Here is a 25,657-nt window from a genome sequence, read left to right on the forward strand (position 1 = left end):
CGTGCCCGAAGGCGACACCGTGTACCGCTCGGCCAACAGACTGCGCACCGCACTGGAAGGCAAGGAACTCACCGGCTGCGACATCCGTGTTCCGCGATACGCCACAGTCGATTTCACCGGCCAGACCGTGCACTCGGTGCAGTCGCGAGGTAAGCACCTGCTGATCGGGGTAGACGATCATTGGATCCACAGTCACCTCAAGATGGAAGGAACCTGGCAGGTCTACGAATCGGGCCAACGGTGGCGTCGTCCGGCGTTTCAAGCTCGCATCATCCTGACCACGGACACGTCGCAGGCCGTCGGCTTCGAGCTGGGTGTGCTCGACATCGTCGAGGACGCGAACGACGCCGTCGGGTACCTCGGGCCGGATCTCCTGGGGCCGGACTGGGACGCGGCACTGGCCGTACGAAATCTGGAATCGGATCCCGAACGCCCCATCGGTCTCGCTCTCCTCGATCAACGCAACTTTGCCGGGCTCGGCAACGTCTACCGCAACGAGATCTGTTTTCTTCGCGGCGTCGATCCGCGCACACCGGTGAAGGACGCAGGGAGCATCGCCAAATTCGTCGACCTCTCCTTCCGCACCATCATGGCGAACAAGGACCGCAACCAGCGAGTCACCACCGGTGACCGCCGAGCGGGGCGCCACTTCTGGGTGTACGGACGAGAGAACAAGCCCTGCAGACGTTGCAGCACCACCGTCGAATTCGGGTTGTTGGGAGACAATCCGCTCGAGGAACGCCAGATCTATCACTGCCCGTATTGCCAGCCTGCGCCCAGCTGATCCACAGGAACAATCGCCACCATGGGGTCATGACTTTCTTGGCGATTCTGACCGTGGCCGTGATGGCCGTGTCCGGAGCGGTGGCGTCCCGCGCGCCCCGGACACTCGTTCAAACTCCCGAACAGCGCCGAAGCGCTCCCGTCGGAACACTGACGGGTGCGCGGTGATGGCGATCGGTCGGCGAGTTCGAAACCTACGAGCCCCGAATTGTGGATGCACTCAACGCAGACGACCGCTTGGCGTCGTCACCTGCGCTATCACGAACAGCCACGACTGAGAATCGCCCGCCCGGGAGCGACCTCGATGGTCCACCGCAGCATTCTGGGTCATCCTCCTGCTTACGGTGTCCTTCGCTCTGACGGCTGCGACCTGACTCATCGAAGCAGCTTCTTCGAATGCGGCTACACAGCAGTCGCGTACGCCTACTCCCCCGAAGTCTTCGACACCCGCGCACGATCCGTGGGCACCGGCGTCTCCCACGGCTCGGTCCCCTGTCGAACACCATCGGACCCCTGATCATCGTCGCGCTGCACAATGGCCGGCGCTACCAGAGCGTGTTCTACTTCATCGCAGGCATGTGGCTCTTCGACTCGATCACCCTCGCCGTCTTCGGACCGAAAACCCGACACGCCCGCCTGGCAGCAAGCGCACCCACCACCCAGCCCGCAATCTCTTGATCAAAGACTGACCCGCACAGGCGAATACACGCGGACGCCCCGCAACCTGAATTATCAGGTTGCGGGGCCGTCTGCTTGTCCGACACGGATCGAAATTCGATCTTCGTGCTGCGAACTGTGTATTGCCCTATACGTGTTTTGCAGGTTCTGACTCGATTTCAGCCCTGCGATTTCATCCCGCGTTCGATACCAGGGTTCAGTCGGTGCCGCCGTAATCGGCGACTTTGTCACGCCAGACGGAGTGCGGGTGAGCCCCGTCCAGTGATGCGCCCGCTTGAAGCACGAATTCGATCCACACCGACGGCCCGTCGATTCGAACGTAATCACTGACCTGGTCGACGGCCGTGGTGCCGGAGAACGCCACGTAGGTGTTGTCCAGTTCGGCGGTGTACTTGGCCAGAATCGTAGCGGCGTCGGCGTCGTCGATGTCGCTGACGTAGGTGTTCATCGCGGCGACGACGAGCGCCTTCTGATCCTCCGAGAGTGATGAGACCGGGACCCCGGTCTGGGTCGCGGGGAACTGACCGTCTTTCTGTGGGCCGACCAGAATGTCGGTGTAGACCTCGTCCTGCTTCGCTGCCGCCTGCTGTCCCGGAGTCAGCGATCCCACGAGGTTCGCGAACGCGACTCGTTCCTGCTCCATCGGCATGTTGGAGCGGCCGTTCTCGTCGAAGCTGTAGCCGGGCTCGACGCCGCGGAACGACGGTGTCGCTCCGACGAGTACTCCATCGGTGTAGGTGTTCGCGAACGCAGTGTGGTGCCCGCCGTAGTACAGCTCCCACGTGCCGGTATCGGACGGGGTGCCGAGGAAGGCGAAATGGAAGTTTTCCGAACCGAATCCGCCGTCCCGGCCGGTGGCGTTCGCCGCGAGATAGTCGTCGGCGTTCAAGATCTGCTGAATTTCGTCGTAGCCCTCGTTGTCGGCCGTGCCCGACGCTTCCTTCACAATGTCCATCACGAGCGCGAGCTGCTCTGGTGAGAACTCACTCAGCGTCGGTCCGACGCGATCGCGGTATCCCTGGGGCGGAAAGTTGCTCCACTTCTGGGCAGTGTCCAGTGAATAGTCGAGAACCATCGACGACGCGAGATCGGCGTCTGCACTCGCAATGAGCTCGTTGGAAAGGCAAGTGATCTTCGAGTAGCCCGAATCCGCATTGCAATCGGAGGATGAGGCCGCCGACGACGATGATGATGATGATGTCGCGGCAGACTCGGATGCGGTCGACTGGGTAGAAGTGGTGTCGTCCTCGGTGGACGAGCAGCCGACAAGTGCTGCCCCGGTCATCAGGACTATTCCTGCAGCCGAAGCTGCTCGTGTGCGGCCCGATCGCGATGGATAAGGAATGCGCATCATGTGCTCCTCAGTAGTGAAACATTGTGTATAGGATTGGGTTTCGGGTAGCCGGTCGGCTGAGCGCGATACAGCAGCCATCCGGCGATCGCGGCTGCGAGCCACAGGGCCGCAGCCACGTAGACGGAGACGTCGACGAGGCTGTCTGCCGCAGCGGCAACGGCATTCGGCACGCCCACGCGGTCCAACACCCATCCGACCGCCGCCGTGCCTGCCAGCGCAGCCGCGACAATTCTCAGCGGGCCGTAGACACGTGTGCGGGCCAGGACCATGAGCGGCGGTAGGACCACCGCCACAACGGCAAGCTGCATCAGTTCGATACCGATGTTGAAGCCGAACAGACTGGTAGCGAGTTGGCTACCGGTCAGATCGAGCTCGGTCAGCGTGGTCGAGAACGCCAGGCCATGGACGAGCCCGAACAGGCCGGCAATCAACGCTTCTCGGCGAGGGAAGATCGGTCTGACGGCATGGAGGGCTGCGATGAGGATGCTGACGGCGATGAGCACCTCGATGGGTTGCTGCGGCACCGGGAATCCGATCGAACCCAACGCGAGCGTGACGGAATGTCCGAGTGTGAACGCGAGGGTTATAGCCGCTATCCGGCGCACTGCCGTTGTCGGTCGTGCAGCCCCGGCCCACCGACGACCGGTTACCAGGAGCGGGGCCGGAAGCAGCAGTGTCAGCAGAAACAGTTGATGATCGGTGCCTTCCCTGATGTGCGATATACCGAGCGAGACCATGCTGGTGAAGCCCTGCCACATACTGCCGTCGTCGAGTCGCACGGTCAGCGGAGTGATCTCACCGGTGACGGTATCCAGGCCAACGGTACCGATCTCGCGAACGGAATCGATGGTGCCGGTCGACCAATCGGATCGAACCGTCACCAGGACGACATGGGTGATAACGCGATGTATCACCGCGTCGTAGCCGAGATCGAACGTTCGCTCGTCAGCACCTGCGGGTGAGGATAGATGTGCCGTTGTGGTCACGGTGTCGTAGATTCCGGTTCCCACGTTTTCTGCGGAACCGATGGTGAGGTCGTCGAGAGTCACCGCCCACGGTTGTCCGTCGACCGATGTCGGTCGGAAATGTGAACCGAGGTAGCTCGAGAGCTCGGCGGAGTGTGCGTCGACTTGATCCTGAGTCGCCGAATCGAGATCGATCCCGCTTGCAGCCTCGAGATCGCTGAGCGGAATGGTCAATTCAGCATCGATCTCACCCGAGTGCACGTCCAGTTCCACTGTCGTGGTGGGAAGGACGTGTGCTGAGGCGGTGCTGCCGATCAGCCACACCCCTATCGCGGACACGATGACGACGAGTCCGACGATCGAATTGCGTAATCGTGGATTTCCCCGGACCGAGGTCATGCCTGGGTGCCACCGTAGTCGGTGGTGCGGTCGCGCCACACCGAGTGAGGGTGGTTGCCGGGCAGTACGATTCCGTGCTGCATCGAGAATTCGATCCAGACCGAGGGGCCGTCGATACGCACGTAATCGTCCTGCTCGGTTACTCCGGTGGTTCCGGAGTACGACACGTACGTCTCGTCGAGCTCGCTCTCGTACTTCGCGAGGATGGTTGCGGCATCGGCATCGTCGATGTCGTCGACGTAGGTTGCGATCGCGGCCATCACCAGTTGCTTCTGTTCCGCCGTGAGCGTGGAAGCCTGTACGCCCTCCTTCGCGGTCGGGAATGCCCAGTCCTTGCCCGGCGTCAGGAGTATGTCGGAGTAGACGGAGTCGAGCTTGGCGGCGGCCAACTCCTCGGTGGACATCCCGGCGAGCATCGCCGCGAACGCGGCCTGCTCGTTCTCGAGCGGCGCGATGGTGGTGCCGTTTGCCTCGTACGTGCCGTACGGTTCGACCCCGCGAAACGACGGAGTCGCCCCTGCCAACGTGCCGTCGGTGTAGGTGTTGGCGAAGGCGAGGTGATGACCACCGAACTGCAGCTCCCACGTTCCGGAGTCGGACGGTGTACCGAGGAAGGCGATGTAGTAATTCCCCGAGCCGTAGTCCGTGCCACCACCGTTGGCAGCAAGGTAGTCGTCGGCGTTCAGCAGCTGCTGGATCTCGTCGTACCCGTCGCCCGCCGACGAACCGGTAACGGCCTGAAGGAGGGTGTCGAGCGCTGCGAGCTGTGCGTCGTCCAAATCGCTGAGCTGCAATCCGATCCGACCCTGGCCTCCACGCAGGAGCGCCTGAGGCAGGTTCGACCACTTCTCCGCGTTTTCCAGCGAATACTCCTGCTGCAGCGACGTCTTCTGCTCGTCGGTCAGGGTCGCAGCGAATGCGTCGGCAGCGGCAACTACCGAGCCCCCCTCGGCAGCCGAGGTCGACGGAGAAACAGTGGTGGTAGCAGCGGCAACGCTTGTCGCTGCCGCGGTGGAGTCGCTGTCCGTGCCGCATGCAACGAGGGAAAGACCGAGGAACGCCGTCATCGATGACGCGACGACCAACTTTCTTGCACGTGTGTAGCGGTAGATGTGTGTTCGCATAGAAGAACAGTAAAAAGGAAGTGTCCGTTTTCTCTGTACGCTAGCTGTGAACTCACTGTGAGCCGCGTCCAGCAGAGGCTCGATCACGTGAGCCACATCGAAGAGGTACGGGCGAGTTCGTCGCGAACGGCATCACCGAGCGGGACAGTGGTTTCGTTGCCGCCCGGGTTGGCCGTCAGCGCTGATCTGTTCGGCGCCAGAACGGTCTCGACCGCGTTGAGGACAGCTACTCTGGCTTGGGGCCACCCCCGGCGGAGAGCGCGGAGACTGCGACAAATGCGTCAGTGGACAGAGCTCGAACCGCACGATTCACAGCAACCACCCAGCCGACAGACAGCTAGTCGACGCCCCGATGGCTCTACAGTCCCCGGTATGGCTCCTACACCACGGATCGGCCGGCGAGCGTTCCTCGGCGGCACCATCGGAGTACTTGCTGCAGCCGGGTTGTCGGCGTGCACCGGTACCAGTTCACAGTCCACTGCTACGACGTCGTCTGCCGAGACCTCGACCTCGGCAGCTGCAGAAGCTGTCACCGTTCCCAGCATCGACGAGCTCGTTGCCGCAGTCACCTCATCGTTCACGCAGGCGTCGTACACTGACATCGAGACCGGAATTGTGCTGCCCTACAACGTTTTTCTCCCCCACGACTACGACACCGGCACCAGATACCCACTCGTGCACTACATCGCGGACTCGAGCTTGGTCGGACAAGATGTCACCGCACCGTTGTCCCAGTACGGTGCCTTGATCTGGGCGAGCGAGGCCGAACAAGCGAAACACCCGAGCATCGTGGTTGTACCCGAATACCCCGAAGTGATTCTCGATGACCACGACAGTTTCACCACCACCGACTACGTCGAACTCACAGCGCGGTTCGTGAATTTTCTACGCGCCGAGTACAGCGTCGACACCAACCGTGTCTACGGCACCGGTCAGTCGATGGGTTGTATGACAACGATGTACCTCACCGCCAAGTATCCCGACCTCTTCGCCGCCGAGATGCTCGTGTCGGGGCAGTGGGACATCACCTCACTGCAGAACCTGGCCGACGCCACATTCGTATACACCGCCGCAGGCGGCGACGCTAATGCAACGGATGGCCAAACCGAGGTCGAAAACATGCTGAGCACTGCGGGCGTACCGTTCCAGACCGCAACCTGGGACGCAACGTGGGAGCCTACGAAGCTCGACTCCTCTGCCCAGGAACTCTTGTCGGCCGGTGACTCGGCCAACTTCGCCACCTTCGCCACCGGGACGGTCTTGACCGCGAACCCCGTGTCGAACATGGAACACATGGCCTCCTTCGAACCGGGCTACAAAATCACCGCGCTGCGTGACTGGTTGTTCGAACAACAGGCGTGAGACCGATGACGTATACGCGCCACACTCTAACACTCCCAAACCGTTGCGCGACAGCATCTTTCGCATTCTCGGGTCTCTCGTCATCTCGACGTTCGAAACGAGGTCGGGTGCGGCGACCTGGAGGTCTTGCAGGGACTCGAAGCTGCCCCGACAATCCACTAGGCCCGTTGTCGGTTCACAGCGGCTGTACGGTGTGCTGCAGTGTCGCCCGCAAGCGCAGTCACTGAGAACCGACACCGCTTGTCGATGCCCTCGCCAACAGGTCAGGGGGCAGTGTGCGCGTCTGTACGCCAGGAGCCACCGGGTGGGGACGGGGTCTTCGTACGGCGCAGATCCAGGCCTGTGAGCTCATCGAACTTGGTGAGACATTTTGCTGCACCAACGACTATTCGGGCCTGTTCCGATTCGTGCGACGGGCATACAGCCGCGCTGCGGACTCGTATGTTGCCAGCATCGTCTCGACGTTGTCGGTCACTTGGTCAGCGGCCGCACGGGCTCGAGAATCTCTTGACGCGCCTCGGGGGCGACGACACGCAAAGCATCGGCGGACTCGTCGTCGGGTTGCATCTGCGACTTTATCTCCGCTTCCACCCGCGCGTTGTAGGTCTCCACCTCACGGTCCACGGTCTCGGAGTCCCATCCGAGGATCGGCGCGACGAGGGCTGCGACCTGGCCCGCGCAGTTCACACCGCGATGGGAGTACTCGATGGAAATGCGGGTGCGACGGGACAGGATGTCCTCGAGATGCAGCGCACCTTCGGCGGCTGCCGCGTAGACCACCTCGACCTGAAGGTAGCTCGGCGCATCGGTGATCGGCTGGAGGAGGTAGGGCTTGTCCTTCGCGAGATCGAGCACCTCGTCGATGAGTGAGCCGTACCGGTCCAGCAAGTGCGTCACGCGGTAGGGATGCAGTCCGTACACCTCGGCAAGGTGATGCGTTTGATTGACGAGGGCGAAGTAGCCGTCGGCGCCGACGAGCGGCACCTTTTCGGTGATCGACGACGCAACCCGTGCCGGGATGTCGTCTGCTGCGAGATCGACCGCGTCCTCGGCCATGACGCGGTACGTGGTGTATTTCCCGCCTGCGATCGCGACCAGTCCGGGTGCCACACGAGCGACGGCATGCTCACGAGACAGCTTCGACGTCTCGTCGCTCTCCCCTGCGAGCAGCGGTCGCAGTCCCGCGTACACGCCGTCGATGTCCTCGTGCGTGAGCGGAGTCACCAGGACGGTGTTGACCTCACCCAGGATGTAATCGATATCCGCCTTGGTCGCGGCGGGGTGCGCCAGATCGAGCTTCCAGTCCGTGTCCGTCGTCCCGATGATCCAGTGTGCACCCCACGGAATGATGAACAGCACGGACTTCTCCGTGCGCAGAATGATCGCGGCCTCGCTGACGATGCGGTCGCGCGGAACCACGATGTGCACGCCTTTCGACGCGCGCACGCGGAAGCGTCCTCGCTGCGAGGACAACGCCTGGATCTCGTCGGTCCACACACCGGTGGCGTTGATGACGACGTGGCCACGCACCTCCGTCGTCGCACCGTTCTCCGAATCGCGCACGCGCACACCGGACACTCGGTCGGCTTCACGCAGGAAGCCGACGACCTGGGTGGACGTACGCACGACGGCGCCGTAGTGAGCTGCGGTGCGCGCGACGCTCATGGTGTGGCGTGCGTCGTCGACGACGGTGTCGTAGTAGCGAATCCCACCGATCAAGGACTTGCGCTTCATGCCGGGAGCCATCCGCAACGCACCGGAACGAGTCAGATGCTTCTGCGCCGGAACGGATTTGGCGCCGCCCATGGTGTCGTAGAGGAAGATTCCGGCCGCGATGTACGGGCGTTCCCACACACGATGTGTCAACGGAAAGAGAAATTTCAGCGGCTTCACCAAATGCGGCGCGAGCGTCGACAGCGACAGCTCACGCTCGTGCAGCGCCTCGCGCACCAGGCCGAACTCGAGCTGCTCGAGGTAGCGAAGGCCACCGTGGAACATCTTCGACGATCGACTCGACGTGCCCGACGCGAAGTCGCGTGCCTCGACGAGCGCTACCTTCAGGCCGCGCGTCGCGGCGTCGAGTGCAGCGCCCGCGCCGACGACTCCACCGCCGACCACGACCACGTCGAACTGTTCCGAACCGAGAGCCTGCCACGCGTCTTCACGTGCCTTCGGACCAAGGAAGGTGGTGTTCGATCGGTTGCTCAAGAGCTCGCTCCCCACGTGGATGGTTCGTTTGTCCGTCTGTCGGCGCCGAATCAAGGCTACCGTTCGAGGCGAGTACCCGCCCTGTGCATCGCACCTACGTAAGGAGAGACGTGACCTCCGACACCTTCATCGCTTCGATCGACCAAGGAACGACCTCGAGCCGGTGCATCATCTTCGGCCACGACGGGAAGCCCGTGGGGTCGGCACAGAAGGAGCACGAGCAGATCTTCCCCCGGGCGGGCTGGGTCGAACACGACGCCGAGGAGATCTGGGTCAACGTACGCGAGGTGGTCGGCGCGGCGCTCGGCAACGCCGACGTCAAAGCAGAGAACATCGCCGCGGTCGGCATCACCAATCAGCGTGAGACGACTCTGGTGTGGGACCGCGCGACGGGAAAGCCGGTGTACAACGCGATCGTGTGGCAGGACACTCGAACCGACGAGCTGTGCACCCGGTTGGCCGGTGACGAGGGAACGGACCGATATCAACACATCACCGGACTCCCCCTCTCCACGTACTTCGCCGGGCCGAAGGTTCGGTGGATCCTGGACAACGTCGATGGCGTCCGTGAGCGCGCCGAGGCCGGTGAGTTGTGCTTCGGCACGATGGATTCCTGGGTCCTGTGGAACCTGACCGGAGGCACCGACGGCGGAATCCACGTCACCGACGTCACCAACGCCTCACGCACGTTGCTGATGGATCTCGAGACGTTGCAGTGGCGCGAGGACATCTGCGCAGACTTCGACATTCCCGTCTCGATGCTCCCGGAGATCCGCACCTCCTCGGAGATCTACGGCGAGGTACGCCCGAAAGGAGTGCTTGCCGGAGTACCGATCGCCGGCATCCTCGGCGACCAGCAAGCCGCCACGTTCGGCCAGGCGTGCCTCGAGCCCGGTGAAGCGAAGAACACCTACGGAACCGGAAATTTCCTACTGCTCAACACCGGAACCACGCCCGTGCGCAGCGAGCACGGACTTCTCACCACCGTCTGTTACAAGCTGGGAGACAAGGACACCGTCTACGCCTTGGAGGGTTCCGTGGCCGTCACCGGCTCGCTCGTCCAGTGGCTACGTGACAACCTCGGAATCATCAAGAACGCGAAGGACATCGAAGACCTGGCGGGCACCGTCGACGACAACGGCGGCGTCTACTTCGTGCCTGCGTTCTCCGGGCTGTTCGCGCCGCGCTGGCGCCCCGACGCCCGCGGCGTGATCTCGGGACTGACCAGATTCGCCAACAAGGGCCACATCGCACGAGCAGCATTGGAAGCCACAGCGTTTCAGACCAGGGAAGTGATCGACGCGATGCGCGCCGATTCCGACGTGGAACTGACCACGCTCAAGGTCGACGGCGGGATGGTCGTCAACGAACTGCTGATGCAGTTCCAGTCGGACATACTCGGCGTTCCCGTCGTGCGCCCCGTCGTCAACGAAACCACCGCACTGGGTGCGGCATACGCTGCCGGGCTCGCCGTCGACTACTGGAGTGGCGAGGACGACATCCGCGCCAACTGGTCGGACGACAAGACGTGGGAGCCCGACCTCGACCCCACCGTTCGTGACGAGATGTACGCCCGGTGGAATCGAGCGGTCGAGCGCACCTACGACAGCGCGTGAGCCGACGCCAACCTGCGCACGGCCTCGTGTAGAACGTCGGGTTCGGCGCTGGCGAAGCACAACCGCATGGCGCCTTCGTACACCCTGTCGTCCGCGAAGGCTCTACCCGGGACGAACGCGACGCCGTGATCGAGCGCTCGCGGAAGCAGAGCCGTCGCGTCGGTACCGTCGTTCAGCGTCGCCCACACGAACATGCCGCCGTCCGCAGGCGACACCGACATGGCGTCACCGAACGTGGTGGTGAGAGCACGATGCAACGCGGCTGCGCGGCTGCCGTACTCGGCCCTCAACGTGTCCAGGTGCGCGGTCAACCACGGTGAGTCGCGGAGGAGCCGTGCCGCAATCTGCTGCGTCATCGACGATCCGCACAGGTCCGCGCCCTGCTTGAGCAGCTCGACGGCGTCGCACACGGGTTTCGGCGCGACCAACCACCCCACCCGCAGCGCGGGCGCCAGAATTTTCGACGCGCTCGACAGTCTGATGACGCGGTCCGAGTGCGACGCGATCGGTGCCGGAGGCTGTGCGTCGAACCAGATCTCCCCGTACGGGTCGTCCTCGAGAATCCAGAAGCCGTACCGTTCGGCCAGTTCGGCGAGTGCGTGTCGGCGATCGGCCGACATCGTCACTCCCCGCGGGTTGTGGAAGTTGCTGACGGTATGGACGAGGGCCGGCCGAAGCCCTTCTGCCAGCAGCCGTTCCAACGCTGTGACGTCCATGCCCTCGTTGTCGATCGGAACCGCACGGACGTCGGCGCCGGCAATCGAGAAGACCTGCAGGGCACCGGTGTAGGCGGGTTCGTCCACGACGACGACTGCCCCCGGGTCGACCACTGCTTGCGCGACCAGCGTCAAGGCCTGCTGCGAACCGTGCGTCACGACGACCTCGGACGCGTCGATTCTGCGTCCGATCGCGGCCGATTCGCGGGCGGCAACGATGTCTCGGAGCCCGCGAACGCCGGAGGTCTCGCCGTACTGGACCGACGCGGTCTCGGCCAGAACGTCGTGCGCGGCGTCGCGAATCCGGTGCAGCGGAATCAATTCCGTGGCCGGTAGCCCGCCCGCCATGCTGATCACGTCACCTCGCGCGGTGAGCGCGAGAAGATCACGAATGGCGGAACTGTGCACGGTGTCGAGTCGGCGTGCCAGGGTCGGAAAGGTAGAAGTCATGAGATCTCCCCGTGTCGGATGCGTCTGAAAGAACCCGAGGATCGACTGGGGTGTGGAGGAGCCGGATGGTGGTCGGCTCCTCCACTATGTCATGACAAATCAAAATATGAAATGCGGATCTCACATTTCGAGACAGCAGCTAGTCCAGGTCGTCGTGCCGCATGAGCTGACGAGCAGCTTCGGTGATCGATCCGGTCAGCGACGGGTACACCGAGAACGTCGCAGCGAGATCGCCCACGGACAGGTTGTTCTGCACGGCCATCGCGATCGGCAGGATCAGTTCCGATGCCGTCGGGGCGACGACGACGCCGCCGATGACCACACCCGTCGCGGGGCGGCAGAAGATCTTGACGAAACCACGCTTGAGGCCGGACATCTTGGCCCGCGGATTGGTTGCCAGGGGAAGCATGACGGTCCGGGCCGGCACCTCACCCTTGTCGATCGAGGACTGACTGACGCCCACCGACGCGATCTCGGGACGCGTGAACACCGCCGAGGCAACGGTCTTCAGCTTGATCGGCGTGACGCCCTCACCGAGAGCGTGGTACATCGCGATGCGGCCCTGCATCGCCGCGACCGAGGCCAGAGGCAGCAATCCGGTGCAGTCGCCTGCGGCGTAGATACCGGCCACGGACGTACGAGAGACGCGGTCGACGCGCAGGTAACCACCCTTGTCGAGCTCGATCCCCACGTTCCCCAGCCCCAGCCCGGAGGTGTTGGGAACCGAACCGACCGTCATCAGAGCGTGGGATCCCTCGACCGTGCGTCCGTCGGCCAGTTTCACGATGACACCGTTGTCGGTGCGCTCCACCGAATCCGCGCGGGCATGCTTGACGAGGGTGACGCCCCTCTCGTTGAACGCGTCCTCGAGCACCAGCGCTGCATCCTCGTCCTCGTGCGGCAACACACGATCACGGCTGGACACGGCGGTGACCTTCACGCCCATCTCCGTGTACGCCGAGACGAACTCGGCACCGGTCACACCGGAGCCGACGACGATGAGGTGCTCGGGAAGTGCATCGAGATCGTAGAGCTGACGCCAATTGAGAATGCGCTCACCGTCGGGCTCGGCGCCCTTCAGGATGCGCGGGCTCGCCCCCGTCGAGATGAGTACGACGTCGGCGTCGAGGATCCGCTCGGACCCGTCGGCGAGCGTCGCGCGAATCTGATGCGCGGCCATTCCCACCTTCGAGTCGATCAGCTCACCTCGACCCGAGATGAGCTCGACGCCCACCGATCGCACACGGGCGGCGATGTCCGCGGACTGCGCCTGCGCGAGCGACTTCACACGCTCGTGGATCTGCGGCAGAGCGATCGCCGCCTGCGACGGGTCGAGGGCGATGCCGAGATCGCTCGCGCGCCGCATCTCCGTTCTGATGCCGGTCGACGCTATGAAGGTCTTCGACGGCACACAGTCCCACAGAACACACGCACCACCGATCCCGTCGGCGTCGACGAGCGTCACCGTTCCCCCGTGCTGCGCCGCCACCAGTGCTGCCTCGTACCCAGCGGGTCCGCCACCGATGATCACGATCCGCGTCGTCATTGATCCTCTTTCTGAAGATTGGGGGAGCCTCGTTGCTGACATCGAGGCTATTCCAGTGACGCGCGTCATGCAGTGGTAAGGATTACTTCACTTCGCCTCGACCAGCACGAATGCCACGATCCGGGGTCGGCCCGCGACCGACCGCACGCCGACGGTTTAGGCTGGCCGACGTGCCAATCTATGCCGCCTACGGATCGAACATGCATCCGGAGCAGATGTTGCAGCGTTGCCCTCACTCCCCGCTGTCCGGAACAGGATGGTTGCATGGGTGGCGCCTGACGTTCGGTGGCGGCGATATCGGCTGGGAAGGTGCGCTGGCCACCGTTGCACCCGATGCAGACGAGAAGGTCTTCGTCGTGCTCTACGACGTATCGGACGAGGACGAGCAGAGCCTGGACCGGTGGGAAGGCTCGGAGCTCGGCATCCACCGCAAGGTTCGCTTGCGTGTCGACACCGCGGACGGGCCGGTGCTCGCGTGGCTCTATGTGCTGGACGCCTACGAGGGAGGCCTGCCGTCCGCGCGCTACCTCGGGGTCATGGCCGAGGCAGCGGAGATCGCCGGGGCGCCCGCCGAGTACGTCCGAGACCTCCGCACGCGCAACAGCAGGAACGTCGGACCCGGCACCCCCTAGCTCACGTCAGTGGGGGTCGAGGGCGATACCGGTCAGTACCTTGACGCCCACCGCGAGAGCGCGCTCGTCCAGGTCGAACGTCGGCTGGTGAATGTCGAGCTGGGGTCCGGAGCCGGACCACACTCCCAGCCTGGCCATGGCACCCGGAATATCTTCCAGATACCAGGAGAAATCCTCGCCTCCGCCGGATTGAGGCGTGTCCGCGAGCGCCGTCGGCCCGAGCCTGCGGATGGCGTTCTCGAACGTTCGCGTCACCTCGGGTCCGTTGACCACGGGCGGAACCCCGCGCCGGTAGTTCAGTTCGAATCGGACGCCCGTCGGGGCGAGCAAGCCCGCGACGATTTCCGTCACCAGTGGCTCGAGAAGTGCCCAGGTCTCGTGATCGCCGGTACGGACGGTTCCGGTGAGCATGCCTGTCTGCGGGATCGCGTTCGGTGCCTGACCCGCGACAACTGCGCCCCACACCATCACCGTGCTGGTCCGCGGGTCGATCCGCCTGCTGAGCATGCCGGGCAAGCCGGTGATCACGGTTCCGAGTGCGTGCACCAGATCCGCCGTCAGATGCGGGCGGGACGTATGACCGCCCGGGGAGTCCAGGCGTAGTTCGACGGTGTCGGCCGCGGACGTGATGGCGCCGACGCGCACTCCCACCTTGCCGACCTCGAGCCTCGGGTCGCAGTGCAGTGCGAAGATCTTGGACACACCGTCGAGACCGCCGGCGGCGACCACGTCGAGGGCACCACCGGGCATGACTTCCTCGGCGGGCTGGAAAATGAGCCTGATCCCGAACGGCAGGTCCGGCAGCGACGCCAACGCCAGCGCCGTGCCGAGAAGTACCGTCGTGTGGGCGTCGTGTCCGCAGGCGTGGGACACACCGGGGACCGTCGAGCTGTATGACGCGCCCGTGAATTCCTGCAGCGGCAACGCATCCATGTCCGCGCGCAGCGCGACGCGAGGGCCGCTGGGTCCGATGTCGCACGTCAGTCCCGTTCCGCCCGGCAACAATTTCGGGCTCAGGCCGGCGGCTTCGAGTTTCTGGACGACGAACGCAGTGGTGGCGAACTCCTGGCGAGCGAGCTCGGGGTTGGCGTGAATGTGACGACGCCACTCCGACAGCTCGTCGGTGTGGTCGAGGATCCATTTGTCGACGAGGGCGAACCGATCGTCGGTCGACGCGATCGTCATCTGCTCGCCCGCGCTTCCGCGCCGTCGAGCAGGCGATCGCGCACAGCCGGGTCCTGTGCCGCGCGCACTGCTGTTCGCGCGAGCAACCGCGCTCCGTCGAGCACCGCGGTATCCGCCGACTCGGTGATGCAGGCTGCCGCGAACTCCGGTTGATGCGTCACCGCACCTGCCGAATCCAAGCCTATGACCGGGTGGATCCCCGGCAGAACGTTCGTCACATTTCCCATGTCGGTGCTGCCCAGTGGGCGGAATCCTTCCAGCTCGGGTGCCAATGGTGAACGACCGATCGCTTCGGCCTCGCGCCGGAACTGCGCGACCAGCCACGGGTCGGGGGTCAGTTCCTCGTACGTCGGTGACACGGTGCGGATCTCGTGAGTACAGCCTGTGGCGACAGCCCCCGCTTCGAAGCAGCCGAACGCTTTGCGCGTCAGAGCCGCAAGCGATTCCGACGACGTCGCCCGCAGGTAGTACAGAAGCTCGGCATGGCCGGGAACGATGTTGGGCGCCAGCCCACCGTCGCCGACGATCCCGTGCAGTTGCTGTCCCGGCGACAGGTGTTGGCGCAGAAGACCGACGGCGACCTGCGCGACGGTGACGGCGTCACCGGCGTTGATTCCCCACTCCGGGGCAGCCGACGCGTGTGCCGCGCGCCCGGTGTACGTCACCGCGACGTCCGACAACGCCAACGATGTCGCCCCGACGATGTCGAGCGGGCCGGGATGCACCATCAGCGCCGCACCGACACCGTCGAAGACCCCGCGTTCGAGCATCAGCACCTTGCCGCCGCCGCTCTCCTCGGCGGGAGTGCCGAGAAGACGCACGGTGATGCCGAGGCTGTCGGCGAGCGGGGCAAGAGCCACCGCTGCACCCGCGGCGGCTGCGGCGATGATGTTGTGTCCGCACGCATGGCCGATCTCCGGTAGTGCGTCGTACTCCGCGCAGATGCCGATGACCAAATCTCCGCTACCGAACGTCGCCGTGAATGCGGTGGGAAGATCGGCCACACCGCGTTCGATCTCGAAATCGTGGGCGGCGAGTAGATCGGTCAGTTTGGCGACACTTCGATGCTCCTCGAACGCGAGCTCGGGCTCGGAATGAATCGAGTGCGACAGCGCGAGCAGCTCTGGTGCGGCGCGGTGGACACCGCTGTCGGTCTCATCGATCACCGCACCAGTCTGTCACTACTGGTTTCCGAAGCTGAAGTTGCTCTCACCGGTCGGAATGTTCAACGCTGCGAGGACGTCGGCGTGGATCCCTGCCTTGATCCCCGCCAGGCTCTTCCCCCGCGTGCTCGTCGACGCGGCGGCCCGCTCGACAGCAGCGACCAGCACCTGATCCTCGTCGACGGCGGCGTCGGCGATCCCCGCCGCGACCGCGTCCGCACCTCCGTAGCGGCGTCCTGTCGTCATGGCCTCGACCGCGGTCTGCTTCGGCAACCGGCCGTTGACGAGGGCGGACATGCCCACCGTGAACGGCATGTTCAGGTTCACCTCCGGAAGGCAGTAGAACCCTCGGTCGGCCCGCACGATCCGAAAATCGTGCGCGGTGGCCAACATGGCACCTGCGCCGAACGCATGGCCCTGCACCGCGGCGATCGTCGTCATCGGAAAGGTCAACAGCCGTGTGTAGAGCGTGTGGACGCGGTCGAGGTAGGACGTGATCTTGTCGAGGTTGGCGAACAGCCAGTCGGTGTCGAGTCCGTTGGTGAAGAACTTGCCGGTCGCCGTCGTCACCAGCGCCGCCGGGCCTTCCACGGCCTCCACCTCGTCGAGCAGTGCGTGCACACGGTCGATCCAGTCGGGATGGAAGCGGTTCTCGTTGTTCTCGGGACCGTCCTGGTCGCCGAGGAAGAGAATGTGGACGTCACCGTTGCGCTCGAGATATGGCATGCGGCAATCCTACCCATCGGTAACATGCGATGGTCCAAGAACCACGGGACACCCATCTCCTAGGGTGGTCAACCGTGGGAACTTCTGACTCGAACTCCAGCACTGCAGACCCGACGGTCGACCCGGCCGGTGCCGCCGCCGGCGCTGCGCAGGCCATCGCCGACGCGACCGGTGTCGCCTCGCACTCGGTCGCGATCGTGCTCGGCTCCGGGTGGCAGGCCGCAGCCGACCGATTCGGCGCACCGACCGCCACGGTGTCGATGAGCGACCTCCCCGGGTTCGCCCCGCCGTCGGCGTCCGGGCACTCGGGCACCATCACATCCGTGAAGGTCGGAGACACCGACACCCTGCTGCTGCAGGGACGCACCCATGCGTACGAGGGCCACGAGCTCCGCCGTGTAGTCCACCCGATTCGCACGGCCATCGCGACGGGTGTCGGCACGGTGGTTCTCACCAACGCCGCGGGCGGAATCCGCGAGGGCATGAGCGTCGGACAGCCCGTGCTGATCTCCGATCACCTGAATCTGACGGCGCGATCCCCACTGATCGGGGCAGAGTTCGTCGACCTCGTCGATGCCTACTCGCCCGAGCTGCGTGCCCTGGCCCAGGACATCGATCCGACCTTGGAGGAGGGTGTCTACGCGGGCCTGCCAGGGCCGCACTACGAGACTCCTGCCGAGATCAGGATGCTGCGAGCGCTCGGTGCGGACCTGGTCGGTATGTCGACGGTGCACGAGACCATCGCCGCACGTGCGCTGGGCGCCCGTGTCCTCGGCGTGTCCCTCGTGACCAACCTTGCAGCCGGAATGACCGGCGAGCACCTCGATCACAAGGAAGTACTGGAAGCCGGGAAGGCGTCGGCGGAGCGGATGGGCGAGCTGCTGCACCGCCTGGTCGGCGCACTGTGACCTCCGACCTTCAGGCGCAGGTCGCGGCGTGGATCGCCGCCGATCCCGACCCTGCCACCCGAGAAGAGCTGGCCGAGCTCCCGGAAAGCGAACTCGCGGAACGATTCTCGGCACCACTGAGTTTCGGCACTGCAGGACTGCGAGGCGCAGTGCGTGCAGGCCCCAACGGCATGAACGTCGCGGTCGTCACCCGCACGTCCGCCGGAATCGCAGCGTGGCTGCACAAGCAGAAGCTCGACGGAAGCACGGTCGTCGTCGGCCGCGATGCGCGACACGGTTCCGATGCCTTCGCAACGGCAGCCGCCGAGGTTTTCGCAGCACAGGGCTTCGACGTCGTCCTGCTCCCCCGACCACTGCCGACACCCGTCCTCGCGTTCGCCGTGCGAGCCCTGAACGCCGAGTTGGGCGTCCAGATCACGGCGTCGCACAATCCCGCCGCGGACAACGGATACAAGGTGTACCTCGGTGGAGGCGCGCAGTTGGTTCCGCCCGCAGACAAAGAGATCGAGGCGGAGATCGCCGCAGTCGGTCCCGCCGCCGACGTCCCACGAACCATCGTCTTCTCCGGTGGCTCCGACGTCACCGCACGCTACCTCGACACGATTGCGCCCCTGGCACGTTCGACCGAACGCGGCATCCGCATCGCACTGACGCCGATGCACGGCGTCGGCGGCGAGGTCGCGGTCGCAGCGTTACGCAGCGCCGGATTCCGCGACATCTCATTCGTGACAAGCCAATTCGACCCAGACCCCGAGTTTCCGACGGTGGACTTCCCCAACCCGGAGGAGCCTGGCGCCGCCGACGCCGTGCTCGCGCTGGCCCACGAGATCGAGGCAGATCTGGCGATCGCGTTGGATCCGGACGCGGATCGCTGCGCGATCGGGGTCCCGGGCCTCGACGGGTGGCGCATGCTCAGCGGTGACGAGACCGGTGCACTGCTCGCGGAGCACATCCTGAGCAACGCACCTCCGAACTCGTTGGTGGCCAACACCATCGTCTCCTCGCAGTTGCTGTCGAAACTTGCACCGGCCCGGGGTGCGCGCCACGCACGAACCCTCACCGGATTCAAGTGGCTCGTCCGTGCGGGTGACGGCCTGGTGTACGCCTACGAGGAAGCGATCGGGCACTGCGTCGACCCACAGTCGGTCAACGACAAGGACGGAATCTCCGCTGCCGTGATGCTGGCAGATCTCGTTGCGACGCTGAAGCAGAACGGACGCACGCTCCTGGACGCTCTCGACGATCTCGCCGTCGAGTTCGGAGTGCACGCGGGCGCACAGGTGTCCAAGCGAGTCGAGGACACCGATCGGATCACCCGGATGATGGCGGATCTGAGGCACGCTCCACCGACCGACTTGGGCCCTCGCCCACTCACCGTCACGGATTATCTGCAGAATGCAGGCGCGCTGCGCACCGACGCGGTGGAGCTCGCCGGACAAGGCGTACGCATCATCGTCAGGCCGTCCGGGACGGAGCCCAAAGTGAAGGCGTACCTCGAGGTCGTCGAACCCGTGGACTCCCGCGAGGGACTGGCGGACGCACGAGTCCGGGCGCAGGCGGCGCTCGACGAACTGAGGGCCTTCGCGCAGGACCTGTGACCTAGAACAGTGCGGTCTGGACGGCGGGAAGGTCGGACGTGTAGTCCCCGAACCTGATTCGGCGCCCTTTCAGCGCGTGCAGATCCACCACGTACGACGTCTCGTCGGCGGCGTCTCGTCCCGTGGTCGACGTGGTGATGTCCACGATGGCCGTTTGACCGATGCAGGCATTCACGGTGAATCCGTGCGGGCCGCTCGTGAGGTCGCCGGGGTAGGCGAGCCGGTTGCCGGAGGCAAGGTCGCGGAACCCTGCCACCTCCCAGGATTCGGTGACGACGCGATACCCGGGGTCGTCGGACACCGGAGCGAGGTCCTCGCGCACCGTCGTCGCCAGTGACGCCGTCGCAGCACCCAACCGTGCAGTGTCGACGGGGAGGGCCAGGGCCGCGGCCTTCGCCGACGACCGGACGGCTTGGCGTACCTGGAGTCGCTCGGTGACGCGATCTTCGAGCACCCGTACGATCTTGCCGTCGTCGGCCCGCGCCACGTACTCGGCGCAGACCGCTCCCTGCTCGGCGAGCCTGCCCCATTTCCTGGTATCCGCTGCGGTACCGACCTTGTGCACTCCGCCCGCGAACGTCGCGATGTACAACCAATGCGGTTGCATCACATGAGGTTCGAGATCCTTCGACACGAATCCTCCGCGGTGGACGGTGTGCACGAACCGGAACGGATCCTTCGACTCGCACTCCTCGCACTGACTACCGCTGTCCACGGGACGTTGATCGGGGCACGGTACATATCCGGGCGCCGCCCCGAACGCCACACGCCCGGTGCACCAGCGCTGGGCACCGAGCGCGTGGAACCCGAGATGCCCGCCGCGCAGATCGACCGTTCTCACCTCACGCGACTCGACGTCCAGCACACGCAACCGAGGGTCACCCTCCTGCGCGGGCCAGGTGACCCCGAGGACCAGCGAGACGCTCAGCGTGGACCGAACTGACGGTCACCGGCGTCGCCGAGCCCGGGAACGATGAAGGCATCCTCGTTCAGACCGTCGTCGATGCTCGCGGCGACCAGTCGCACCGGCAGTCCCGACGCCTCCAACGCCGCCACGCCCTCCGGTGCGGCAACGACGCAGATGCACGTCACATCCGCTGCACCCCGCTCGACGAGCAATTCGATCGTGTGAACCATGGACCCGCCGGTCGCCAGCATGGGATCGAGCACGTACACGGGCGTCGTCGACAGGTCGTCGGGCAGCGATTCCATGTACGGCACCGGCTGGTGCGTCTGCTCGTCACGCGCCATCCCGACGAAGCCGACACGCGACTGCGGGATGAGACCGCTCGCTTTCTCGACCATCCCCAGTCCTGCGCGGAGGACGGGAACCAGCAGTGGCGGCTTGCTCAGCCGCGTGCCACTGGTGACGGCGACCGGAGTCTTGACGTCGAACGTCTCGATCGCCGCGTCGCGGGTGGCTTCGTAGACCAACATGTGGGTGAGTTGGCGAAGGGCGGAGCGGAAGGTTGCGTTGTCGCTGCGCTCGTCGCGCATCCTCGTGAGCAGTGCTGCGGCCAGTGGATGTTCGACCACGTGAGTTTCCATGGATCCAAGGATAATTGTGGGAACCGATCGGCCCTCGGTTGCGTCGAAGATAAATGTAGGGATTTCCCTGCGCGGATCGAGCGGCTCGAGCAACCTGGGGGAACCGGTGACGGAGATTTCGGCAGTGGCAGCGGGGATACACGCGTTCTCGTCGACGGCGGGGTCCATGGCGGCCGAGGTCGCCGTCGCGGCCGCCGCCACGGCCGCGACGGGCCCGGCCGTGCTCGCGCCGGTGTTCGGCGCAATCGGGACGGAATTCCTCGCCGCGTTCACCGCGGTGCACACTGCCCACACCGCTGCGGTGTCCCGGCTGGCCGGCACCGTCGCGAGCATCGGGGTTGCTGCGTCCGCGTCGGCCGCCGGGTACGACACCACCGATGCGTCGACGGCTGCGAGCCTGGCGTGATCGATGTGCTGGCGAAACCGATCACGGATCTGCTGGGCGGATTCGGGTCGGGAATCATTCCCGCAGGTGGTCCGGCGGATGTACTGAGATCGTCGTCTCGGGCACTCGACTCCGTGCAGAGCATCGGGCGATCCGCCATCGGAGAACTGGCTGCTACGTGGAGTGGTCCGGCCGCGACGGCGGCGCTGGACCTCGCCGGACAGGTGCAGACGAGCGCGATCGGGTTGTCCGAGCACGGTGACGATATCGCGGCCGTCGTGGACCGCGCATGCGACAAGGTACAAGCCGGCTTGGCCGAGCTCCACGGCATCCTGCAGTCCTTCGTCGCGGTGGCCACCACTGCCGCACCCGTGCTGTTCACTCCGGCCGGGTCGACAATGCTGATCGGTGCGGCAATCGATCATCTGCAGCGGGCGCTCGCCGTCGTCGCACGTGTGCGAGCCGAGCTCGCCGGCCACGCAGCGGAGATCGGCGCGTACGCGGCGCCACCGCCGGTTCCCGAGCCCGCCGGGGCTGCTCCCACCGCCGCCTCCCCTGCCCCGGACCCGGACCCGGACAGGACCGTGACGGCCGCGGCGCCTGGATCCGATCCGGGAAGCCAGTTCGGTCAGAACTTCCTTCGCACGGTGTCCGCGTCGGCACCCTCGATGCCCGACGCACCGTCCTCGCTCCTCTCACCGTCCTCGGGTCCGGCCGCATCGCCTCCCCCGTCGGGCATGTCGATGTACACCGGAACTCCGGACCGCACGACAGCCGACACCGGCGCGCCCGGCCGCGGCGTTCAGGTCGCTCTGCCCGACGGCAGCGTCGCGACTGCTCCCAACGAGCAAGCCGCGGGTGCAGTCAGAAGCGCTCTGACTCAGCAGGGCACTCCGTACGTCTGGGGAGGCACGTCCCCCGGGCAGGGCCTCGACTGCAGCGGGCTCACCCAGTGGGCGTACGGAGAGCAGGGAGTCGAGATTCCGCGGCTGGCTCAGGAACAGAACGTCGGCACCCAGGTCGGGCAGGACGAGCTGATGCCGGGCGATCTGGCTGTGTGGGACGGCCATGTCGCGATGGTCATCGGGAACGGCCAACTCGTGGAAGCAGGTGACCCGGTACAGGTCGGCGAGATCAGGACGACCAACTCCGGCATGGGCTTCAAGGGCTTCTACAGGCCCACCGAATGACGGACGAGACGACGAGCGAGCCGATGATCGCGCAGGCGGCTACTCGAGACGACTCGGTACGGGTACGTGCATCCGAGTCCGGCTTGCCTGTGTCCATTCACATCGATTCGGCCGAACTCCGCTACGGGGGTGCAGAATTGGCTGCCACGGTGCTCGATCTCTGCAGGCGCGCAACCGAACGAGCGCGTGCCGAACGGAGAACACTTCTCGAACAATCGGGGATGAGCAGGGACGTCCTGGACATGCTCGGCCTGCCGTCCGCATCCGACGTCGCGGACGCGGAGAACGAACTGATGGACACCGAGCAGCCACCGTCGTCGTGGATGACACCACTGTGACCGATCCGATCGTCATGCTCGTGGCACACGCGGACCGTGCTCTGGACACCATGCACGACGCGTCGGAGGCACTGGCATCGCTGCAGGTCACACGTCGCACCGAGGACGGGCACGTGTCGGTCACCGTCGACGGCAGCGGTGCGTTGACCGCGCTGGAGCTGGCACCCGACCTCACGGGAACGTCGGCCCGGGACCTCGGACGAGCAATCGTCGAACTGTCCTCCGACGCGGCGCGGGAAGCTCTCGAACGTCGCGCGGCGATCTTGGACAGGATGCAAAGTTCCCTCTCAGAGACCTGAGATAGGCTTCCGGCCATGGCTGGCGACATCATCCCGATCGAACTTGGTCTCACCCGCGGCGACTTCGTCACCCTGTGGGCTCCGGAGTGGCGAGAGGGCGACGACGAGTGGGAGGCGTTCCTCGGGCACGAGGAAGACCTCTACGGCTTCGAAGCCGTTGCTCACCTCGCCGCATTCATCCGGAACGACAACGACAACGACCTCGTCGACCATCCGTCGTGGACGGTCGTGTCCTCGCTTGCGGCGAACGAGCTCGAGCCCGACGATCTACACCGGTTCGATCTGGTCGGTGTGCCGGAGCTCGTCGCCGAGGAACCCGACTCCGACGTCCTGGCCGAGCTCACTGCCATCTTCGAGATGGTTCAGACCATCGGCGACGTCTGTGAGATCAACTCTGTCGCTTCGTTCTTCGCCGGCAACCCCCACCTGGGTTCGGTGGGTCTCGGCGTCGACGCCTACGTCGGCAAGGACGGCCAGAAGCTGTGGGACCGCATCGGTGCGTCCATCGCCAAGAGCTGGGACGACATCATCGACGCCATCGACTCGGTGGTCACCACACCCGACGTCGACGCCAAGGCCGTGGACGTCGCGGAGGCGGAACTACTGGCCGCCGCGGAGAACATCGTCGACGCCGACGATCTCAGCGAGGACGACCCCGACGAGGACACCGAGGACGGCGAGAGCGACACCGAGGAGGATCCGGATCCCATTGCCGTGCACGCCGCCGAGGACGATTTCTGGGCGGGTGTCGGTATCGACCCGGTACGCATCATCACGTCCGAGGACACCTACTACACCCTGCGGTGCTACATCGACGACGAGCCGATCTTCCTCGGGCGCACCGGGTCCATCACCGTGTTCGGGTCCGAGCGTTCGCTGGCCCGCTACCTCGCCGACGATCACGATCACGATCTCGCCAAGGTCAGCACGTTCGCCGACGTTCAGACGGCCGCGATCGACGGCTCACTGCAGATCGAGGTGACCGACGACAACGTCTACGTCCTCCCCGGCCTGGCCGACGACCTCGCCGAGGGTCCGGATTCGGTGGATACCGACCAGCTGGATCTGGCCGTCGAATTGTTCACCGATGCAGCGGACTTCGCCGACGACGATTCGGTGGAGGAGGCGCTCGCCAGTTCCACGCCTCTGGGGTGGTACGTGTCGTACACCCTCGAGCCGGATCCGAACAGGCTGGCGCCGAGTCCGCCGTTCGCCGTCGAAGCCGAGGCGTGGCGGGCGCTCGAACGCGAATTCGAGGCCCGCCTACGCAAGGAGTGACCTGTGGCCGGTTCAGCCGACGAGTACCGCATAACCCGGTTTGACGACGTCGTCGATCAGCTCGAGTCGTTCGTCGAACGGGATGAACGCGGACTTCATGGCATTGATGGTGAACCGCTCGAGGTCCGTCCAGCCGTATCCGAATGTGCTCACCAGCTTGTGCATCTCGCGTGACATGGTGGTGTCGCTCATGAGCCGGTTGTCGGTGTTGACGGTGACGCGGAAACGCAGCCGGGCCAACAGATCGAACGGATGCTTCTCGAGGCTGTCGACTGCACCTGTCTGAACGTTGGAGCTGGGGCACAGTTCCAGGGGCATCCGCTTGTCCCGCACGTATGCGGCGAGCAGGCCGAGGTTCGGGACACCGTCGGAGGAGACGTCGATGTCGTCGATGATTCGCACTCCGTGCCCGAGTCGGTCCGTCCCGCAGAACGCGACGGCCTCCTGGATCGACGGCAGCCCGAAGGCCTCACCGGCGTGGATGGTGAAGTGCGCGTTGGCTGCTCGCATGTACTCGAATGCGTCGAGGTGACGACTCGGAGGGAAGCCTGCTTCCGCACCGGCGATGTCGAACCCGACGACACCGCGATCACGGAAGCGCACCGCCAGCTCGGCGATCTCCCGAGACCGCGCCGCGTGGCGCATGGCCGTCAGCAGACAACCGACCCGAATCCTCTTGCCGTTCACCCGTGCCGCCGACTCGCCGGCCCGGAATCCTTCGAGAACGTGCTCGACGACCTGGTCGAGCGAGAGCCCTCGATCCAGATGTTGCTCGGGTGCGAAGCGGACCTCTGCGTAGATGACCCCGTCGTCGGCGAGATCCTCGGCGCACTCACGCGCAACCCTCGACAACCCCTCCGGTGTCTGCATCACCGCAACGGTGTGCGCGAAGGTTTCGAGGTACCGCTCGAGCGAACCACTGTCGGCGGCAGTGCGAAACCACTCCCCGAGAGCCTGTCCGTCCGTCGCGGGCACGCCGTCGTATCCGCATTCCTCGGCGAGCTCCAGGACGGTCTGCGGCCGCAGACCGCCGTCGAGATGGTCGTGCAGCAGTGCTTTCGGAGCGGTCTTGATGGTGGGGAGGTCGAGCGGCGACGACCCGCCGGTGGACTCTGTCGATCTGGTCGCGGTACTCATGGTCCGACGGTAGCGCGATCGTCGAACGTTCGCGTGTCATCGGCCCCGCGCCGCACCCACGGCTGCGCG

26 protein-coding genes are annotated in these 25,657 nt (G+C 65.2%); 14 read left to right on the forward strand and 12 right to left on the reverse strand.

The genetic code is table 11. From position 1 onward, the window contains the following. The first annotated feature begins 1 nt into the window (after position 1). From CH290_RS18535 to CH290_RS18540, 3 genes are all read left to right on the forward strand, one after another. Positions 2 to 784, forward strand: a complete 783-nt coding sequence (locus tag CH290_RS18535; RefSeq protein WP_033190501.1) for a DNA-formamidopyrimidine glycosylase family protein — start codon at positions 2 to 4, stop codon at positions 782 to 784. A 29-nt stretch (positions 785 to 813) separates the two neighbouring features. Then, entirely contained in the window at positions 814 to 951 is a 138-nt protein-coding gene (locus tag CH290_RS30310; protein ID WP_170947477.1) for a hypothetical protein, read from the forward strand. A gap of 228 nt (positions 952 to 1,179) precedes the next feature. Further along, on the forward strand, positions 1,180 to 1,461 hold the full coding sequence (locus tag CH290_RS18540) for a hypothetical protein (RefSeq protein ID WP_033190500.1): 282 nt from the start codon (positions 1,180 to 1,182) through the stop codon (positions 1,459 to 1,461). Positions 1,462 to 1,657: 196 nt separating this feature from the next. On the opposite strand, the gene CH290_RS18545 is transcribed toward CH290_RS18540, so the two are convergent. The 3 genes from CH290_RS18545 to CH290_RS18555 all read right to left on the reverse strand — a co-directional run bounded on the left by CH290_RS18545 (position 1,658) and on the right by CH290_RS18555 (position 5,303). Further along, positions 1,658 to 2,746 carry a DUF3500 domain-containing protein gene (locus tag CH290_RS18545; protein ID WP_080748800.1) on the reverse strand — a complete coding sequence of 363 codons (1,089 nt, stop codon included), beginning with the start codon at positions 2,744 to 2,746 and terminating at the stop codon, positions 1,658 to 1,660. Positions 2,747 to 2,811: 65 nt separating this feature from the next. After that, a complete protein-coding gene (locus tag CH290_RS18550) occupies positions 2,812 to 4,179 on the reverse strand; it encodes a HupE/UreJ family protein (RefSeq protein WP_052083286.1) in 1,368 nt (455 codons plus the stop codon). Next, positions 4,176 to 5,303, reverse strand: coding sequence for a DUF3500 domain-containing protein (locus tag CH290_RS18555; RefSeq protein WP_052083285.1), 1,128 nt, complete (start codon positions 5,301 to 5,303; stop codon positions 4,176 to 4,178). The genes CH290_RS18550 and CH290_RS18555 overlap by 4 nt, the downstream gene beginning before the upstream one ends. Before the next feature lie 372 nt (positions 5,304 to 5,675). Between CH290_RS18555 and CH290_RS18560 the strand changes: the two genes are divergently transcribed. Then, positions 5,676 to 6,665 carry a carboxylesterase family protein gene (locus tag CH290_RS18560; protein ID WP_033190499.1) on the forward strand — a complete coding sequence of 330 codons (990 nt, stop codon included), beginning with the start codon at positions 5,676 to 5,678 and terminating at the stop codon, positions 6,663 to 6,665. Between the two features lie 471 nt (positions 6,666 to 7,136). On the opposite strand, the gene glpD is transcribed toward CH290_RS18560, so the two are convergent. Further along, entirely contained in the window at positions 7,137 to 8,873 is a 1,737-nt protein-coding gene (gene glpD, locus CH290_RS18565; RefSeq protein WP_033190631.1) for a glycerol-3-phosphate dehydrogenase, read from the reverse strand. 110 nt (positions 8,874 to 8,983) lie between these two features. Here glpD and glpK point away from each other — a divergent pair, with 110 nt between their 5' ends. Next, entirely contained in the window at positions 8,984 to 10,489 is a 1,506-nt protein-coding gene (gene glpK, locus CH290_RS18570) for a glycerol kinase GlpK (protein WP_020112167.1), read from the forward strand. Here the strand turns inward: glpK and CH290_RS18575 are convergent. Next, a complete protein-coding gene (locus CH290_RS18575) occupies positions 10,474 to 11,655 on the reverse strand; it encodes an aminotransferase-like domain-containing protein (RefSeq protein ID WP_033190498.1) in 1,182 nt (393 codons plus the stop codon). The two genes, glpK and CH290_RS18575, sit on opposite strands and share 16 nt — an antisense overlap. A gap of 139 nt (positions 11,656 to 11,794) precedes the next feature. Continuing rightward, positions 11,795 to 13,201: an NAD(P)H-quinone dehydrogenase gene (locus CH290_RS18580; protein ID WP_019666193.1), complete on the reverse strand. Its 1,407-nt coding sequence runs from the start codon at positions 13,199 to 13,201 to the stop codon at positions 11,795 to 11,797. A gap of 170 nt (positions 13,202 to 13,371) precedes the next feature. On the opposite strand from CH290_RS18580, the gene CH290_RS18585 reads away from it, so the two are divergent. Continuing rightward, complete coding sequence (locus CH290_RS18585; RefSeq protein WP_026347963.1) at positions 13,372 to 13,833, forward strand: gamma-glutamylcyclotransferase family protein; 462 nt, start codon at positions 13,372 to 13,374, stop codon at positions 13,831 to 13,833. 6 nt (positions 13,834 to 13,839) lie between these two features. On the opposite strand, the gene CH290_RS18590 is transcribed toward CH290_RS18585, so the two are convergent. Genes CH290_RS18590 through CH290_RS18600 form a run of 3 tightly spaced genes read right to left on the reverse strand, consistent with a single transcriptional unit; the run spans position 13,840 to position 16,907 of the window. Further along, complete coding sequence (locus CH290_RS18590; RefSeq protein ID WP_020112170.1) at positions 13,840 to 15,018, reverse strand: M20 family metallopeptidase; 1,179 nt, start codon at positions 15,016 to 15,018, stop codon at positions 13,840 to 13,842. Further along, positions 15,015 to 16,184 (reverse strand): M20 family metallopeptidase, encoded by a 1,170-nt coding sequence (locus tag CH290_RS18595; RefSeq protein ID WP_033190497.1) that lies wholly within the window; start codon positions 16,182 to 16,184, stop codon positions 15,015 to 15,017. The genes CH290_RS18590 and CH290_RS18595 overlap by 4 nt, the downstream gene beginning before the upstream one ends. Before the next feature lie 15 nt (positions 16,185 to 16,199). Next, positions 16,200 to 16,907: an enoyl-CoA hydratase/isomerase family protein gene (locus tag CH290_RS18600; RefSeq protein ID WP_033190496.1), complete on the reverse strand. Its 708-nt coding sequence runs from the start codon at positions 16,905 to 16,907 to the stop codon at positions 16,200 to 16,202. 74 nt (positions 16,908 to 16,981) lie between these two features. On the opposite strand from CH290_RS18600, the gene CH290_RS18605 reads away from it, so the two are divergent. Both CH290_RS18605 and CH290_RS18610 read left to right on the forward strand, forming a co-directional pair. Continuing rightward, positions 16,982 to 17,815 (forward strand): purine-nucleoside phosphorylase, encoded by an 834-nt coding sequence (locus tag CH290_RS18605; protein WP_033190495.1) that lies wholly within the window; start codon positions 16,982 to 16,984, stop codon positions 17,813 to 17,815. After that, entirely contained in the window at positions 17,812 to 19,413 is a 1,602-nt protein-coding gene (locus CH290_RS18610; RefSeq protein ID WP_033190494.1) for a phospho-sugar mutase, read from the forward strand. The genes CH290_RS18605 and CH290_RS18610 overlap by 4 nt, the downstream gene beginning before the upstream one ends. Position 19,414: 1 nt before the next feature. Here the strand turns inward: CH290_RS18610 and CH290_RS18615 are convergent, their stop codons facing one another. Next, on the reverse strand, positions 19,415 to 20,020 hold the full coding sequence (locus tag CH290_RS18615) for a DUF2797 domain-containing protein (RefSeq protein WP_230594159.1): 606 nt from the start codon (positions 20,018 to 20,020) through the stop codon (positions 19,415 to 19,417). A gap of 3 nt (positions 20,021 to 20,023) precedes the next feature. Here CH290_RS18615 and CH290_RS18620 point away from each other — a divergent pair, with 3 nt between their 5' ends. Next, positions 20,024 to 20,356 (forward strand): hypothetical protein, encoded by a 333-nt coding sequence (locus tag CH290_RS18620; protein WP_230621115.1) that lies wholly within the window; start codon positions 20,024 to 20,026, stop codon positions 20,354 to 20,356. Here the strand turns inward: CH290_RS18620 and upp are convergent. Then, positions 20,338 to 20,961 (reverse strand): uracil phosphoribosyltransferase, encoded by a 624-nt coding sequence (gene upp, locus CH290_RS18625; protein ID WP_026347964.1) that lies wholly within the window; start codon positions 20,959 to 20,961, stop codon positions 20,338 to 20,340. The genes CH290_RS18620 and upp overlap by 19 nt on opposite strands. A gap of 16 nt (positions 20,962 to 20,977) precedes the next feature. Between upp and CH290_RS18630 the strand changes: the two genes are divergently transcribed. Genes CH290_RS18630 through CH290_RS18650 form a run of 5 tightly spaced genes read left to right on the forward strand, consistent with a single transcriptional unit; the run spans position 20,978 to position 24,451 of the window. Continuing rightward, positions 20,978 to 21,367, forward strand: coding sequence for a type VII secretion target (locus CH290_RS18630; RefSeq protein WP_230621114.1), 390 nt, complete (start codon positions 20,978 to 20,980; stop codon positions 21,365 to 21,367). After that, entirely contained in the window at positions 21,364 to 22,536 is a 1,173-nt protein-coding gene (locus CH290_RS18635) for a C40 family peptidase (protein ID WP_033190493.1), read from the forward strand. Before CH290_RS18630 ends, CH290_RS18635 begins: the two co-directional genes overlap by 4 nt. Next, complete coding sequence (locus CH290_RS18640; protein ID WP_020112177.1) at positions 22,533 to 22,874, forward strand: hypothetical protein; 342 nt, start codon at positions 22,533 to 22,535, stop codon at positions 22,872 to 22,874. The genes CH290_RS18635 and CH290_RS18640 overlap by 4 nt, the downstream gene beginning before the upstream one ends. Then, a complete protein-coding gene (locus CH290_RS18645) occupies positions 22,871 to 23,173 on the forward strand; it encodes a YbaB/EbfC family nucleoid-associated protein (RefSeq protein ID WP_230595720.1) in 303 nt (100 codons plus the stop codon). Before CH290_RS18640 ends, CH290_RS18645 begins: the two co-directional genes overlap by 4 nt. Positions 23,174 to 23,188: 15 nt before the next feature. Continuing rightward, positions 23,189 to 24,451 (forward strand): SatS C-terminal domain-containing protein, encoded by a 1,263-nt coding sequence (locus CH290_RS18650; protein ID WP_020112179.1) that lies wholly within the window; start codon positions 23,189 to 23,191, stop codon positions 24,449 to 24,451. Between the two features lie 12 nt (positions 24,452 to 24,463). Here CH290_RS18650 and CH290_RS18655 read toward each other — a convergent pair whose 3' ends face one another. Then, complete coding sequence (locus tag CH290_RS18655) at positions 24,464 to 25,588, reverse strand: adenosine deaminase (RefSeq protein WP_033190492.1); 1,125 nt, start codon at positions 25,586 to 25,588, stop codon at positions 24,464 to 24,466. Between the last annotated feature and the right edge of the window lie 69 nt (positions 25,589 to 25,657).

The sequence above is a fragment of the Rhodococcus sp. 06-156-4 genome (genome assembly GCF_002259345.1).
Classification (GTDB): Bacteria; Actinomycetota; Actinomycetes; order Mycobacteriales; family Mycobacteriaceae; genus Rhodococcoides; species Rhodococcoides fascians_E.

What these genes read in the sequence shown, in the direction of transcription:
- CH290_RS30310 (WP_170947477.1), top strand. Translation starts at nt 814, where the DNA reads ATGACTTTCTTGGCGATTCTGACCGTGGCCGTGATGGCCGTGTCCGGA.
- CH290_RS18620 (WP_230621115.1), top strand. Translation starts at nt 20,024, where the DNA reads ATGAGGTTCGAGATCCTTCGACACGAATCCTCCGCGGTGGACGGTGTG.
- CH290_RS18540 (WP_033190500.1), top strand. Translation starts at nt 1,180, where the DNA reads ATGCGGCTACACAGCAGTCGCGTACGCCTACTCCCCCGAAGTCTTCGA.
- CH290_RS18580 (WP_019666193.1), bottom strand. Translation starts at nt 13,201, where the DNA reads ATGACGACGCGGATCGTGATCATCGGTGGCGGACCCGCTGGGTACGAG.
- CH290_RS18575 (WP_033190498.1), bottom strand. Translation starts at nt 11,655, where the DNA reads ATGACTTCTACCTTTCCGACCCTGGCACGCCGACTCGACACCGTGCAC.
- CH290_RS18640 (WP_020112177.1), top strand. Translation starts at nt 22,533, where the DNA reads ATGACGGACGAGACGACGAGCGAGCCGATGATCGCGCAGGCGGCTACT.
- CH290_RS18590 (WP_020112170.1), bottom strand. Translation starts at nt 15,018, where the DNA reads ATGACGATCGCGTCGACCGACGATCGGTTCGCCCTCGTCGACAAATGG.
- CH290_RS18650 (WP_020112179.1), top strand. Translation starts at nt 23,189, where the DNA reads ATGGCTGGCGACATCATCCCGATCGAACTTGGTCTCACCCGCGGCGAC.
- CH290_RS18555 (WP_052083285.1), bottom strand. Translation starts at nt 5,303, where the DNA reads ATGCGAACACACATCTACCGCTACACACGTGCAAGAAAGTTGGTCGTC.
- upp (WP_026347964.1), bottom strand. Translation starts at nt 20,961, where the DNA reads ATGGAAACTCACGTGGTCGAACATCCACTGGCCGCAGCACTGCTCACG.
- CH290_RS18615 (WP_230594159.1), bottom strand. Translation starts at nt 20,020, where the DNA reads ATGCAACCGCATTGGTTGTACATCGCGACGTTCGCGGGCGGAGTGCAC.
- CH290_RS18550 (WP_052083286.1), bottom strand. Translation starts at nt 4,179, where the DNA reads ATGACCTCGGTCCGGGGAAATCCACGATTACGCAATTCGATCGTCGGA.
- CH290_RS18545 (WP_080748800.1), bottom strand. Translation starts at nt 2,746, where the DNA reads ATGACCGGGGCAGCACTTGTCGGCTGCTCGTCCACCGAGGACGACACC.
- CH290_RS18600 (WP_033190496.1), bottom strand. Translation starts at nt 16,907, where the DNA reads ATGCCATATCTCGAGCGCAACGGTGACGTCCACATTCTCTTCCTCGGC.
- CH290_RS18560 (WP_033190499.1), top strand. Translation starts at nt 5,676, where the DNA reads ATGGCTCCTACACCACGGATCGGCCGGCGAGCGTTCCTCGGCGGCACC.
- CH290_RS18655 (WP_033190492.1), bottom strand. Translation starts at nt 25,588, where the DNA reads ATGAGTACCGCGACCAGATCGACAGAGTCCACCGGCGGGTCGTCGCCG.